At 32.0% G+C, this 12,945-nt stretch carries 14 protein-coding genes; 12 read left to right on the forward strand and 2 right to left on the reverse strand.

Annotation, left to right across the window (positions count from 1 at the left end; all coding sequences use genetic code 11):
- Nucleotide 1 precedes the first annotated feature (1 nt).
- A complete protein-coding gene (locus DFQ09_RS17190) occupies nt 2–400 on the forward strand; it encodes a response regulator (RefSeq protein WP_115812583.1) in 399 nt (132 codons plus the stop codon).
- A 26-nt stretch (nt 401–426) separates the two neighbouring features.
- On the opposite strand, the gene DFQ09_RS17195 is transcribed toward DFQ09_RS17190, so the two are convergent.
- The gene (locus tag DFQ09_RS17195) at nt 427–1,065 is read right to left on the reverse strand and encodes an alpha/beta hydrolase (RefSeq protein ID WP_115812585.1); all 639 of its coding nucleotides are present in this window, start codon (nt 1,063–1,065) and stop codon (nt 427–429) included.
- Between the two features lie 53 nt (nt 1,066–1,118).
- Here DFQ09_RS17195 and DFQ09_RS17200 point away from each other — a divergent pair, with 53 nt between their 5' ends.
- The 5 genes from DFQ09_RS17200 to DFQ09_RS17220 all read left to right on the forward strand — a co-directional run bounded on the left by DFQ09_RS17200 (nt 1,119) and on the right by DFQ09_RS17220 (nt 5,912).
- Nucleotides 1,119–1,544 carry a PaaI family thioesterase gene (locus tag DFQ09_RS17200; RefSeq protein ID WP_115812587.1) on the forward strand — a complete coding sequence of 142 codons (426 nt, stop codon included), beginning with the start codon at nt 1,119–1,121 and terminating at the stop codon, nt 1,542–1,544.
- A gap of 3 nt (nt 1,545–1,547) precedes the next feature.
- The gene (locus DFQ09_RS17205; RefSeq protein WP_115812589.1) at nt 1,548–2,666 is read left to right on the forward strand and encodes a chorismate-binding protein; all 1,119 of its coding nucleotides are present in this window, start codon (nt 1,548–1,550) and stop codon (nt 2,664–2,666) included.
- Nucleotides 2,667–2,744: 78 nt separating this feature from the next.
- Nucleotides 2,745–4,505, forward strand: a complete 1,761-nt coding sequence (menD, locus tag DFQ09_RS17210) for a 2-succinyl-5-enolpyruvyl-6-hydroxy-3-cyclohexene-1-carboxylic-acid synthase (RefSeq protein ID WP_115812591.1) — start codon at nt 2,745–2,747, stop codon at nt 4,503–4,505.
- A 109-nt stretch (nt 4,506–4,614) separates the two neighbouring features.
- Entirely contained in the window at nt 4,615–4,956 is a 342-nt protein-coding gene (locus DFQ09_RS17215) for a DUF2853 family protein (protein ID WP_115812593.1), read from the forward strand.
- A 125-nt stretch (nt 4,957–5,081) separates the two neighbouring features.
- Nucleotides 5,082–5,912: a CvfB family protein gene (locus tag DFQ09_RS17220; RefSeq protein WP_115812595.1), complete on the forward strand. Its 831-nt coding sequence runs from the start codon at nt 5,082–5,084 to the stop codon at nt 5,910–5,912.
- Here DFQ09_RS17220 and DFQ09_RS17225 read toward each other — a convergent pair.
- Nucleotides 5,900–6,325, reverse strand: a complete 426-nt coding sequence (locus DFQ09_RS17225; RefSeq protein ID WP_115812597.1) for a hypothetical protein — start codon at nt 6,323–6,325, stop codon at nt 5,900–5,902. The genes DFQ09_RS17220 and DFQ09_RS17225 overlap by 13 nt on opposite strands.
- Nucleotides 6,326–6,442: 117 nt before the next feature.
- Between DFQ09_RS17225 and DFQ09_RS17230 the strand changes: the two genes are divergently transcribed.
- The 6 genes from DFQ09_RS17230 to DFQ09_RS17255 all read left to right on the forward strand — a co-directional run bounded on the left by DFQ09_RS17230 (nt 6,443) and on the right by DFQ09_RS17255 (nt 12,648).
- A complete protein-coding gene (locus tag DFQ09_RS17230) occupies nt 6,443–7,282 on the forward strand; it encodes a 1,4-dihydroxy-2-naphthoyl-CoA synthase (protein ID WP_020894547.1) in 840 nt (279 codons plus the stop codon).
- 10 nt (nt 7,283–7,292) lie between these two features.
- Nucleotides 7,293–8,198, forward strand: a complete 906-nt coding sequence (gene menA, locus DFQ09_RS17235) for a 1,4-dihydroxy-2-naphthoate octaprenyltransferase (RefSeq protein WP_115812599.1) — start codon at nt 7,293–7,295, stop codon at nt 8,196–8,198.
- 102 nt (nt 8,199–8,300) lie between these two features.
- Complete coding sequence (locus DFQ09_RS17240) at nt 8,301–9,662, forward strand: hypothetical protein (RefSeq protein WP_115812601.1); 1,362 nt, start codon at nt 8,301–8,303, stop codon at nt 9,660–9,662.
- 143 nt (nt 9,663–9,805) lie between these two features.
- Nucleotides 9,806–10,483 carry a metal-dependent hydrolase gene (locus DFQ09_RS17245; protein WP_115812603.1) on the forward strand — a complete coding sequence of 226 codons (678 nt, stop codon included), beginning with the start codon at nt 9,806–9,808 and terminating at the stop codon, nt 10,481–10,483.
- 145 nt (nt 10,484–10,628) lie between these two features.
- Entirely contained in the window at nt 10,629–11,453 is an 825-nt protein-coding gene (locus DFQ09_RS17250) for an alpha/beta hydrolase (RefSeq protein WP_115812605.1), read from the forward strand.
- A 79-nt stretch (nt 11,454–11,532) separates the two neighbouring features.
- On the forward strand, nt 11,533–12,648 hold the full coding sequence (locus DFQ09_RS17255; RefSeq protein WP_115812607.1) for a DUF2914 domain-containing protein: 1,116 nt from the start codon (nt 11,533–11,535) through the stop codon (nt 12,646–12,648).
- The last annotated feature ends 297 nt before the right edge of the window (nt 12,649–12,945 follow it).

Genomic DNA, 12,945 nt, shown 5'->3' on the forward strand with positions numbered 1-12,945 from the left:
TATGAATAGTAATTACAATATATGTGTAATTGATGATGATGACATCTATCAATTTACAATTGTTAAAATACTTAAGTCCATTGATTTAGATAAGAAAATAAGTCTTTTTTCAGATGGGGAAGAGGCCTTAGAATTTTTAATAGACAATCTCTATAATAATGAAGAACTTCCAGATGTTATATTTTTAGATATTAATATGCCTATTATGGATGGTTTTCAATTTATGGAAGAATACGTAAAAATAAAACCTAAATTAAATAAGAAAATAACGATCTATATGGTGTCTTCTTCTGTTGACCCTGTAGATATAGAAAGGGCTAAGAACATTAGCGACATTTCTGACTATATTATAAAGCCAATAAAAGCAGGACAATTGCAAGAAATTATGAATAACCTTTAAAAGGAGGTTTATTGCTTAAATTTTTCTTAGACTAATTTATCAATAAACCCAACATTAACCACATGTGTTCCTTTAAAAGGTATAATTGAAACCTTGTCCTCAAATAGATGTGTAGCACGTGCTGATTCTAGTTGAATTCTTTGTTCATCTAAATATTCATCTTCAGTGCCATAAATCAATTTCACTTTGGTGTCTTTAGCTAGATACTCAAAATCTTCGGCGGTTAATTCCTTCGGAATTCCGCCAGAATGGAGTACAAGCTGTTGGCATTGTAGCTGTCGTTTTGCTATATATCGCATAGCCACACTTACTCCTTGCGAATAGCCGAAAACGATTAAATGAACACCTTCAGGAATTTTTTCAGCTTCTAATACCGCATCAATATAATTTAGAATATTATCCATTCCAGCTTCAGTATTATCTCGCGTTAGCCAATTAGCACCAACATGCATTTTAGGCTGAATATAAAACTTGCTTGGAGCTTGTGGAGCAATGATGTAATTGTCTTCAGCATTTAAGCCTTTAAAATATTTAATAAAATAACGACTCATATATCCCATGCCGTGACATACCAACCAAACCGTTTTTGTACGTTCAGTAAGTGTATTTAAAGTAGAGTAGGAGTTGGTACTGGTGTATGAGATTTCTTTCTCTTGTGAATTCATTTTTCTAGGCGGTTTCTGTATCTTTGTATTCGATTCAAAAATACTATTTTTATATGCAAATGACTAAAGAGGATTTCTTAGCAAAAGCGAATTTAGCAAGCAAAAACACTTTAATGGAAACCTTAGATATTGAAATGGTGGACTTTGGTGATGATTTTTTAGTAGCCAGAATGCCTGTAACATCTAAAGTGTACCAACCCGACGGAGTATTACATGGAGGAGCCACTGCCGCTTTAGCAGAAAGTGTTGGTAGTTTTGCTTCGCATATTTTTATAGATACGGAGAATATGTTTGTTCGTGGTTTAGAAATTACAGCGAATCATCTTAAAAGTGTTACCGAAGGTTATATCTATGCTAAAGCGACATTTTTACATAAAGGACGTACCACACAGTTATTAGATATTAGAGTAACTGACGAAGCCGATAATCTAATTTCAATATGTAGACTATCTACGATTTCACTTCCAAAAAAGAAATAAGTAATGGATTCTATATCCTTTTTTGATGCTTTAGAGCAGCAATACAAAAACAATTTACCTTTTGTAGTTTACAGCAGACCAATTAATTCAATAATTAAATGTTGGTTGCAAGAGGACGATTCTGTTTATAAATCAGAGACTTTTGCCGAAAGTGGATTTTTATTTGCTCCTTTCGATCTCAAGCAAAACAGTATTCTTTTTCCTAAAGAGCATTGTTTGTATTCTGAAATAACAATTGATAATTTAGACGTTGAAGATTTTGAATCTACTGAGATTCTTCAAAGTAAAAAAGAAAGAATGCAACACATCGATTTGGTTTCTAAAGGAATCGATAGTATTAAAAATAAGGATTTACAAAAAGTAGTGCTTTCGCGTTGTGAAACAAAATCACTTCAAGATACGAATCCATTAAACATTTTTAAACGGCTTTTTAATACCTATGCAAATGCAATGGTGTACTGTTGGTATCATCCTAAAGTAGGATTATGGATTGGCGCTACACCAGAGTTATTGTTAAAAATTGAAGGCAAACGACTCACCACCATTTCTTTAGCGGGAACCCAGCCTTACCAAGAAGACAAGGAAGTAAGCTGGACAAATAAAGAGTTTGAGGAGCAGCAAATTGTAACGGATTACATTACAGAACAACTAAAACCATATGCTTCAAACATCAATGTATCAGAAGTAGATACTGTAAGAGCCGGAAATTTATTACATCTTAAAACGAGAATCATTAGTGTTTTAAAAGATGATGCGGATTTGAAATCGATAATTGAAGCTTTGCATCCAACTCCAGCGGTTTGTGGGTTTTCTAAAGCAAAAGCAAAGGATTTCATACTTAATAATGAAAACTATAGCCGAGAATATTACACTGGTTTTTTAGGAGAATTAAATTTAACACAAAGCAGAACTCGTAACACTAACAGGCGTAACGTAGAGAATAACGCTTACGCTGTTGTAAAAACACAGTCTAATTTCTACGTGAATTTACGTTGCATGCAACTCAAAGACTCCAATGCAAATATCTATGTAGGTGGAGGTATTACCAAGGATTCTAACCCAGAAAACGAATGGGAAGAAACCGTAAATAAAACAGGCACAATTAATACGGTACTTAATTAAATAAAAAATGTAATTAGTTATATTTTTAGTTGAAGCTCTATTTTATTATCTCCTTTTATTAGGTAATTTTGTATTTATATGAAGTACTCAAAAATACCTTTGTCCCAAACTGTAGTTACCTTATGTAAAACACATAACGTAAAGCATATTATAATTTCGCCAGGTAGTAGAAATGCTCCGTTAACAATCGGTTTTACTAACGATGATTTTTTTAAGTGTTACAGTATCGTTGACGAACGTTGTGCTGCGTTTTTTGCATTAGGAATTGCTCAGCAACTACAAGAACCAGTTGCTGTGGTTTGTACTTCTGGTAGTGCATTACTAAATTATTATCCAGCGGTTTCAGAAGCCTATTATAGCAATATTCCTTTAGTCGTTATATCTGCAGACAGACCAAAACATCTTATAGATATCGGTGATGGACAAACTATAAAACAAAAAAATGTCTATGGAGAACATGTAGTGTACAATGCCAATTTAAAATCAGATTTAAAGGAAGGAGAAAACGCTCATACAGATAGTGAAAGAGCTATTCTTAAAAGTATAGAGAATAAGCTAGAGCGTTTCCTAGGGCTTCAAAAAGACATACAGACACATAATGAATCTGAAATTCATGATGCCCTTACGGTTGCGAAATTAAATTCAGGACCAGTTCATATTAATTGCCCATTTGATGAACCTTTATACGAAACGACAGAGGAATTAACCATAAATCCAAAGCCTTTTAAAATTAGAAGTAGAGAGGATAAGGTCGATCGTTTTGAAATTAAGAGCTTACTAGATGTTTGGCATAGTGCTAAAAGAAAAATGATTTTGGTTGGTGTATTAGAACCCAATTCTATTGAAGCACAATGGATACAGGAAATAGCAGATGATGATAGTATAATAGTATTAACTGAAACGACTTCTAATTTGCACCATGCTGATTTTTTCCCTGGCATTGACAAGTTAATTGCACCCTTAGATGAAGATGATTTAAAAGCTCTTCAACCAGACATATTAATTACATTTGGAGGCTTAATTGTTTCAAAAAAAATAAAGGTATTTTTAAGAACCTATAAGCCAGAACTGCACTGCCATGTTGGCTTAACGAGAGCTAATGATACTTTTTTCTGCCTAGAAAAGCATATTAAATTACGTCCCAATACATTTTTAAGTTCATTTTTACCTGAAGTTACGCACCATACAAAAAGTACTTATAAAAGTCAGTGGCTTGCTGTGCGTCAGAAACGACGAAAATTACAAGATGATTATCTGCAAACTCTTCCGTTTTCGGATTTTAAAGCATTCAATTCAGTTTTAAAGAGTATTCCAAAGCAAAGTCAGTTACAAGTGGGCAATAGCTCTGCAATACGCTACACACAACTGTTTCAACTAACAAAAAATATTGATGTATTTTGTAATAGAGGTACAAGTGGTATTGATGGTAGTACGAGTACGGCAATAGGTGCAGCTGTAGCATCAGATAAGCGAACCACATTGGTTACAGGTGATTTAAGTTTCTTTTATGACAGCAATGCACTTTGGAACAATTACATTCCAAAAACCTTCAGAATTATTGTAATTAATAATGAAGGGGGTGGCATTTTTAGAATCTTACCAGGTGATAAAAACACAGAAAATTTTGATCGTTTCTTTGAAACCAAACATCACTTAACAGCTAAGCAATTATCTGAAATGTATGGTTTTGAGTATGCTGTTGCTAAAAATGAAACGGAATTAGAACAGCAATTAGAATCCTTTTATAAAGGAGCTAGAAAACCAAAATTATTAGAGATATTTACACCATCGCGTAGTAATGATAAAATCCTATTAGATTTTTTTAAATACATTAAATAAATGTTGCAAAATAGTAAAGATGTGACTATTTGATTTTTATTGTGTCTAAAAATTGTTACCTTTAAATGGTATAATTTTGAAAACTAAATAACTTAAAACAAATAGAAACATGAGTAAAAGAGATGATTTAATCGTAAAGTATGCGGCAGATTTAAAAGATAAATGTGGTGTTAATGCTGATATGGATTTATTAACTAAAGTAACTATAGGTTTAGGTCCTTCAATTTACAATGCAGATTCATCTACAGTTTCTGGTTCTGATGAAAAAGAATTAGCAACCGTAAAAAACAACTTTTTAATTAAAAAATTAGGATTAAAAGATGGTGCTGAATTAGATAAAGCTATTGATTCTGTAATGGAAACATATGGTCGTTCTAATCGGTCAAAATATAGAGTAGTGGTTTACTACTTATTAACAGTACATTTCAAAAAAGAGTCTGTTTATTCATAGATAAAATTTCAAATACGATTAAGCGTTATAATTTTTAAATTATAACGCTTTTTTTGTGCAGAAAAAATTAATTATACATTCAACTTCTTTTTAAAATCTCATCAAAATATATTTACCTTTGCAACATGATATATTTAGGAGAATACAATACGTTAGAAATTTTAAGAGATACCGAACCAGGATTGTTTTTGGGAGATGGTGCAGATGGTGAAGTCCTTTTACCTAACAGATATGTGCCTAAAGTATTTGATATAGGTGACAAAATTGAAGTCTTTGTTTATTTAGATAACGAAGAACGACCAGTTGCTACAACAGATCAACCTTATATTAAAAAAGGTGATTTTGCTTTATTACGTTGTAACCAAGTTACAGATTACGGAGCCTTTTTAGATTGGGGTTTGGTAAAGGAATTGTTTTGCCCATTTAGAGAACAAGCTTTTAAAATGAAATCTGGTGGTTGGTATCTAGTACATTGTTATTTGGATGAAGAATCTCAGCGACTTGTTGCTTCTAGCAAAACCAATCGTTTTTTAGATAATAAAGAATTAACTGTTGCTCAATTTGACGAGGTAGATCTTATTGTGTCTCACCCTTCAGAATTAGGAATGAATGTTATTGTAAATAAAACGCACTTAGGTCTGGTTTTTAATGATGATATCTATAGAGATATTAGTGTAGGTGATAGATTTAAGGGAATTATTAAAAAAGTCCGTGAGGATAATAAGCTCGATATTTCACTAAATCAAATAGGTTATAGAAATATTGAACCGAATGCAGAGCATATTCTAAACGAATTACATGACAATGGAGGCTTTTTACCTGTGCATGATAAATCGAATCCTGAAGTGATTAAAGATTTATTACAGATGAGCAAAAAGAGCTTTAAAAAAGCGGTTGGTTCGTTATATAAAGAGCGTCAGATAGAAATAAAAGAAGACGGTATTTATTTATTATAAGAATCGTTTTCTGGATTAGCTAATGAGTTTTCAATCCAATCTATAGCGTTTTCAAAATCTTTAAATACTTTTCTGTTGAATTTGAAAAAGTGACTTTCAATTTCAATAATACGTTCAGTAAGATTGCTGTAAACGATTATAGCATAAGCTTTTAGATTCTTGAATGTTTCGTTAAATATTTTAGCGTCATTAAGGTTTATTGAATAAGAATTTTTTCTGTTAGCTATAAAACCAAAAGGTCTATCCTCAAAATGTGTTTTTATTATGAATGCGAGTTCATCAAAGTTTTTGAAAGTTATATCTGCACCTTCATCAAACTCTGATACCAAAAAATTCGAGTAAATATATACGGTTCCTAACTTCAATTTATAGACCTTATATTCTTCATGATGCAGGTTAGGGTTATAATTCATTGTATATTAATATTTTGAACGCAAATATACTATGCTTGCATAATAAAATAAAGTAAAAAATAGTGTTTAGCGTATTATTATTAATTTCTTACTTTTGCGCTCTAAATAGTGATAAATATGAGCCATATAGATTGGAAAGTTGCCAAGTCTTATGAAGATATAACCTATCATAAATGCAATGGGGTTGCCAGAATTGCATTTAATAGACCAGATATACGCAATGCATTTCGCCCAAAGACCACTTCAGAACTTTATGACGCCTTCTATGATGCAGGCGAAGATGTAAATATTGGAGTCGTACTTTTAAGTGCAGAAGGCCCTTCTACCAAAGATGGTATTTGGAGTTTCTGTTCTGGAGGCGATCAAAAGGCTAGAGGTCACCAAGGGTATGTTGGAGAGGATGGTTACCATCGTTTAAACATATTAGAAGTGCAACGTTTAATTCGTTTTATGCCAAAAGCGGTTATTGCTGTTGTGCCAGGTTGGGCTGTAGGTGGAGGCCATAGTTTACACGTGGTTTGCGATTTAACTTTAGCGAGTAAAGAACATGCTATTTTTAAACAAACAGATGCAGATGTTACTAGTTTTGATGGTGGTTATGGCTCTGCGTATTTGGCAAAAATGGTAGGCCAAAAAAGAGCAAGAGAAATCTTTTTCTTAGGACGAAATTATTCTGCCCAAGAAGCTTATGACATGGGCATGGTAAATGCCGTTATTCCTCATGAAGAGTTAGAAGATACCGCATACGAATGGGCACAAGAAATATTAGCTAAATCACCAACATCTATAAAAATGTTGAAATTTGCGATGAATCTTACCGATGACGGTATGGTTGGTCAACAAGTATTTGCAGGTGAAGCTACACGATTAGCTTATATGACAGATGAAGCTAAAGAAGGTAGAGATGCCTTTTTAGAAAAAAGGAAGCCTAATTTTCCAAAAAAATGGATTCCTTAATCTAAACGAAATGAATAAAATTAAACCGTGGCTTTCTGCCATGAGATTAAGAACGTTACCACTTTCTGTTTCTGGAATTATTCTTGGAGGTTGTTTTGCATTTTATAATGGAAAATTTAACCCATGGGTTTTTGCTCTTGCGATATTAACAACAATTGCTTTGCAAGTACTGTCAAACTTAGCTAATGATTATGGTGATGGTATGCGTGGAACGGATAATGATGAACGTGTAGGTCCACAACGGGCCCTGCAGAGTGGTGCCATTACTCCAGATGAAATGATGGATGGTATTAAACTTAATATTATTATCGTTATTATATTAACCATGGTCCTTATTTGGAGCGCTTTTGATTCTGGGAGTATTTTATATATTTTATTATTTTTAGTACTTAGTGGATTTTCAGTTTATGCCGCTTTAAATTACACTATGGGAAGGTCTCCTTATGGTTACCGTGCACTTGGAGATGTTTTTGTATTCATCTTTTTTGGGTTAATTAGTACCTTGGGGTGTTATTTTCTTTTTATGCATAGATTAGATCATGTTGTCATCTTACCAGCTATTTCAATAGGTTTATTAAGTGTAGGTGTGTTAAATTTAAACAACATGCGAGACATTGATTCTGATACCAATGCAGGGAAAATTACTTTAGCAATTAAACTCGGAAAGAAACGTGCTAAACAGTATCATTTTGCGCTTGTAATAGGTGCTATGTTAGTCTCAGTACTATTCTCAATATTATATTATGTTGAGCCTTATAATTTTATGTATTTATTAGCATTTATCCCTTTATTAATTCATCTTAAAAAGATAAAAGCAGCAGAAAAACCTAATGATTTCGATAGTCAATTAAAGGTTTTAGCCCTGTCCACATTCCTCATTGCAATACTTTTGGGAGTTGGATATATTTTATATTAGATTATTTAAACATAGTTACTTATAAAAATTTTTATAAAACTTAAGCTCGTAAATGCTTAAGTTTTTTTTATTTTAACACTTTAATTAATTTACATAAATGATATGAAAAAGCTATTTACGTTAATCCTATTAATTTTATTTACAATTAGTAATGCGCAAAACACAACCTTAAATATCAGCGAAAGCGCAGAATACAAGGATAAAGAAAAAGCAATAGATGTATTAACGATTCATACTACTGAAAATGGCTTAACAGGGATAGTTAGAGAGAGTAAGCATGATATATTGTTCGATGTTTTTGACAATGACCTCAATAAAACACATAACCTAGTCGTAAAAAGTGACAAAAAGGAAAGGTATATAGGCGAAGTTGTCTATGGTGATGAAATTAAAGTGTTTACGGTGTTTTCGCCTAAGGCTAAAGAGCGTTTGGTTTACTGTCATACATTTAATATCAAAAGCGGATCACATAGCAAAAAGAAATTATTCGAAGCTACAGTAGCAAAAAAAAGATTCTTATTTGGTAATCGAAAAGATCGTCAAACCAGTATAGATATATCTCCAAATGGAAAATATTTGGCAATGGCTACAGATAATATTTATAAAGATGTAAATGATTATGCCATAAGAGTGTTTGATGCTACTACCTTAGAGCACATATACACTAAGAGTTATCAAAAGCATGAAGAAAAATATTTTCAACATAATGATATTTCTATAAATGACGAAGGTGTGGTATTTGTATTAGGAAAACTATACGAAAATGGCAAAAAAGAAAAGAAAAAAGGAGAAGCGAACTATAGTTTTATTTTAAATAAAATTACAGAAAAAGCTAACGAAGAAATATCTATAAGTCTCGATGATCAGCATATTAGAAACTTAAGGATTTCAATAGTTGATAATAAACTGCACCTCATTGGTTTTTATTCAGAAAAAAGAACTGGTAAGATTAAAGGGGGCTGTAATTTTATCATTGATTCTGATATTTTCTCGGTTGCTAGTAAAAATAATTATGAGTTACCTTTAGATGTATATGAAGATTTGTATGGTGATAAAAAAGGCTCAAGAAAAAAAGAAAAAGGAAAAGAACTGACTAATTTTTACATAGATTATGTTTTAAAAGATTCACAAGGCAACACGTATTTATTAGCTGAAGAGTTTTATATCACACAAACTTATGTTTCTACAGGTATGAATAATGGTTATTGGCAAACCGTTTATCATTATGATGATATCCTTATTTTTAAATTTGGTGCCTCTGGAAATTTAGATTGGGGAAGAAGTATCTTTAAACGCTCTAATTCTCCTTCTTATAACGCATTTTTAAAAAATGATGAATTGCACGTGCTTTTAAACTCTGGTAAAAACCTTCTCGAAAAAGATGATGGCAGAACTAAAGTTTCTAAAGGTTGGTTTGAATCGTCATCACTCTACGATATTGTTTACAACAGCTCTGGGAAGTAATATATAGTAAGATTCAAGATAATAAGGGTAAAACCTATTATCAACCTTTTTATGGAACTTATCAAGACGGAAAATTTATTATGATGAGTTCTGGTCGAAAGAAAAGACAATTTATGATTTTACAATAACGTAAATATATAATTATGAAAATCACATTTTACGGTCATGCCGCTTTAGGTATTCAAATTAAGGACATTCATATTTTAGTAGATCCTTTTATTACGGGGAATGATAAAGCTTCAAAGATAGACATAGATATGCTTAAGGCCGACTATATTCTCGTAACACATGCACATCAAGATCATATTTTAGACGTAGAAGCCATTGCTAAACGTACAGGTGCTATTATCATTTCTAATTTTGAAATTGTAACGCATTTCCAAAACAAAGATTTAGAAGGTCATCCTATGAATCATGGTGGATCATGGGATTTCGAATTTGGGAATCTTAAATATGTCAATGCCATTCACACCTCGTCATTTCCTGATGGTTCCTATGGCGGACAACCTGGTGGGTTTATTATTGAAGGCGAGCATAAAACCATTTACATTGCAGGCGATACCGCTTTGACTATGGACATGAAATTAATTCCGATGCAAACCAAACTCGATTTGGCCATTTTACCAATTGGAGATAATTTTACTATGGGTATTGATGATGCTATTTTAGCAAGCGATTTTGTTGAATGTGATAAAATTCTAGGTTATCATTTCGATACCTTTGGGTATATTGAGATTAATCATGAAGAAGCCAAACGGAAATTCTTCGATAAGGGTAAAGACTTAATGTTGCTAGAGATTGGAGAGCGTATAGAGTTATAAGTTTAATCGTGTTTAAATATTAAACTAGAGCAAAACGGACACTAGAGTTGGTGTGTTTTTATAGTTGGTTGTTTTATAGTATTTTGCATTGATAAAACGTTCAACTTTTAAAAATGTTTATAATCTATTAATAAAAACTCAAAATATGAAAAATCTAATATGTTGTTTTCTAATTAGTGTTGTTGTTTATAGCTGCTCAAATGCACCACAGTATAACGATCCTATTCCTCCACATGATAATTTTAAGATAGAATCTACAATTCTAAATGAAACGCGCGTTATTAACGTTTGGACACCTCCAAATTATAAAACGAGTACTGATTCTTTACCAGTAATTTATATGCCAGATGGTGGTATTGTAATGGAGGATTTCCCACATATTGCAAATACGATTTCTAAACTTGTTGAAAATAAAAGTATAGATCCAATTATCCTTGTTGGCATAGAAAACATAGATAGAAGAAAAGATTTGTCTGGTGCTTCTGAAGTAAAAGCAGATGAGGAGTATTGCCCATTAACAGATGGTGCAAAAGATTTTAGAGCTTTTATTACAGATGAATTAATGACGGACATTAATGGTAAGTATAGAACGGCTAATAAAACAGGTATTATTGGAGAATCTTTGGCTGGCTTATTTGTAATGGAAACGTTTCTTCTTAACCCAGATACGTTCGATTTTTATATAGCCATGGATCCGTCATTATGGTGGAACGATCATTATTTAGTAAAAAACACGGAAAACTATTTAGAAAATTTCCCAGAAAGACAGACTAAACTTTGGTTTGCCGCTTCTGGTGCAAAAGATATTTCTATTCACTCTCAAAATATTGCTGAAATTTTAGAAAATAAATCACCTAAGCAGTTAGTGTGGAAATATTCAGACGAACCAAATGAGCAGCATAATACCATTTTTAGAGCGACAAAAGAAAAAGCTTTAATCTGGACGTTAAACGCTAGTAAAACAGATTGATTAGATCAAATAGGTTTGATAAAAGGTATATCGTATTGTGAAACATTAACTTTAATAATTAGATGCTTCTATAATTGAAATGAAAAGAACATTAGTTAAATTTAGGAGTAGTGTTTTTCGGGAATTCATACGTAAGCACGAGAAATATGCACCTATTATTTTCTTTATCGGTGGATTTGTTTTCGATACGTTAACACTTGGACGCGTTGATCGCTTATATGATTTAACCGTTTTAAGTCTGCATATGACGTTTTTAACGATTACGATTTACTTATTTAACTTAGCAGACGATTTTAAATGGAAAAATAGATTTTTACTAAGATTAAGAGACTATTACCCCTTAGCTATTCAATTCTTCTTTGGAGCACTGTCAAGCGCGTATGTCATCTACTTTTCTAGAAGTGTTTCTCTATCTAAGACGATGTCGTTTTTTATCATCTTATTAGTGCTTCTCTTTGCGAACGAGCTTCTAAAAAAACGAATCTCCAATAAGTATTTACAATTCAGCGTTTACTTTTTTATCAACTTCACATTTTTCTCTTTCATTATACCAGTGCTCATCAAAGTAATGAATACGAATGTCTTTATTTTGTCGGGTCTTATTAGTTTCGCATTAACATTGACTTTAATTAGCGTTATTTATTTAAAAAGTCCTAGTACTAGAGCTGAAATTAAACTAGGAAAGGTGATAGGACTTGTATTTGGACTTTACGGTATGATTAACTTGTTCTATGTTTTTAATCTAATTCCGCCTGTGCCTTTGGCTTTAGAAAATGGATTAGTGGCACATAATATTAAAGTTGAAAACAATACGTATAAAGTGACATTTGAAACAGACGACTGGTATATATTTTGGCGAGATCATCGGTTAAAATTTATTTCAGAGCCTGAAGAAACGGTTTATGTTTTTACATCCATATTTGCTCCAACTGATATCGAAAAATCAATTTATCACCGTTGGAAATGGTATAATAATCAAACTGAAGAATGGCAAACTATTGAAGATATTGGTTATACCATAAAAGGAGGTCGAAATTATGGGTATCGTGGCTACACCTATAAAAGTAATACGATGCCAGGGTTGTGGAAAGTAGAAGTAATAACCGAAGAAGAGTTAATCATAGGTGTAGTTGATTTTGAAATTATTATTAACGACACGCTCAAGCCGGTTAACCTAATAGAGAAGATATTCTAAGTATCATTGCTAAATTTACCTTATCCTTCTTATGTCTTATGTCTTATGTCTTCTGTGTTTTCTGAAAATTACATGCATATTTTATAGTTATCTCTATGAAAAGATGTGAGATAATTTAATTCGTTTTATAGCATACACTTTAAATTTATAATTATTTATTAGAGAGTTCAGTTAAAAAACATATCTTTATATGAACTTGATTCATAGCTACATACATCATATTATTCACTTGTTAGTTCAGGAGGTATATACAATCCTATAGGTTGTACATATTTTTTGTAAAAGTAAATATGCTTT

The sequence above is a fragment of the Winogradskyella pacifica genome, assembly GCF_003386275.1.
Classification (GTDB): domain Bacteria; phylum Bacteroidota; class Bacteroidia; order Flavobacteriales; family Flavobacteriaceae; genus Winogradskyella; species Winogradskyella pacifica.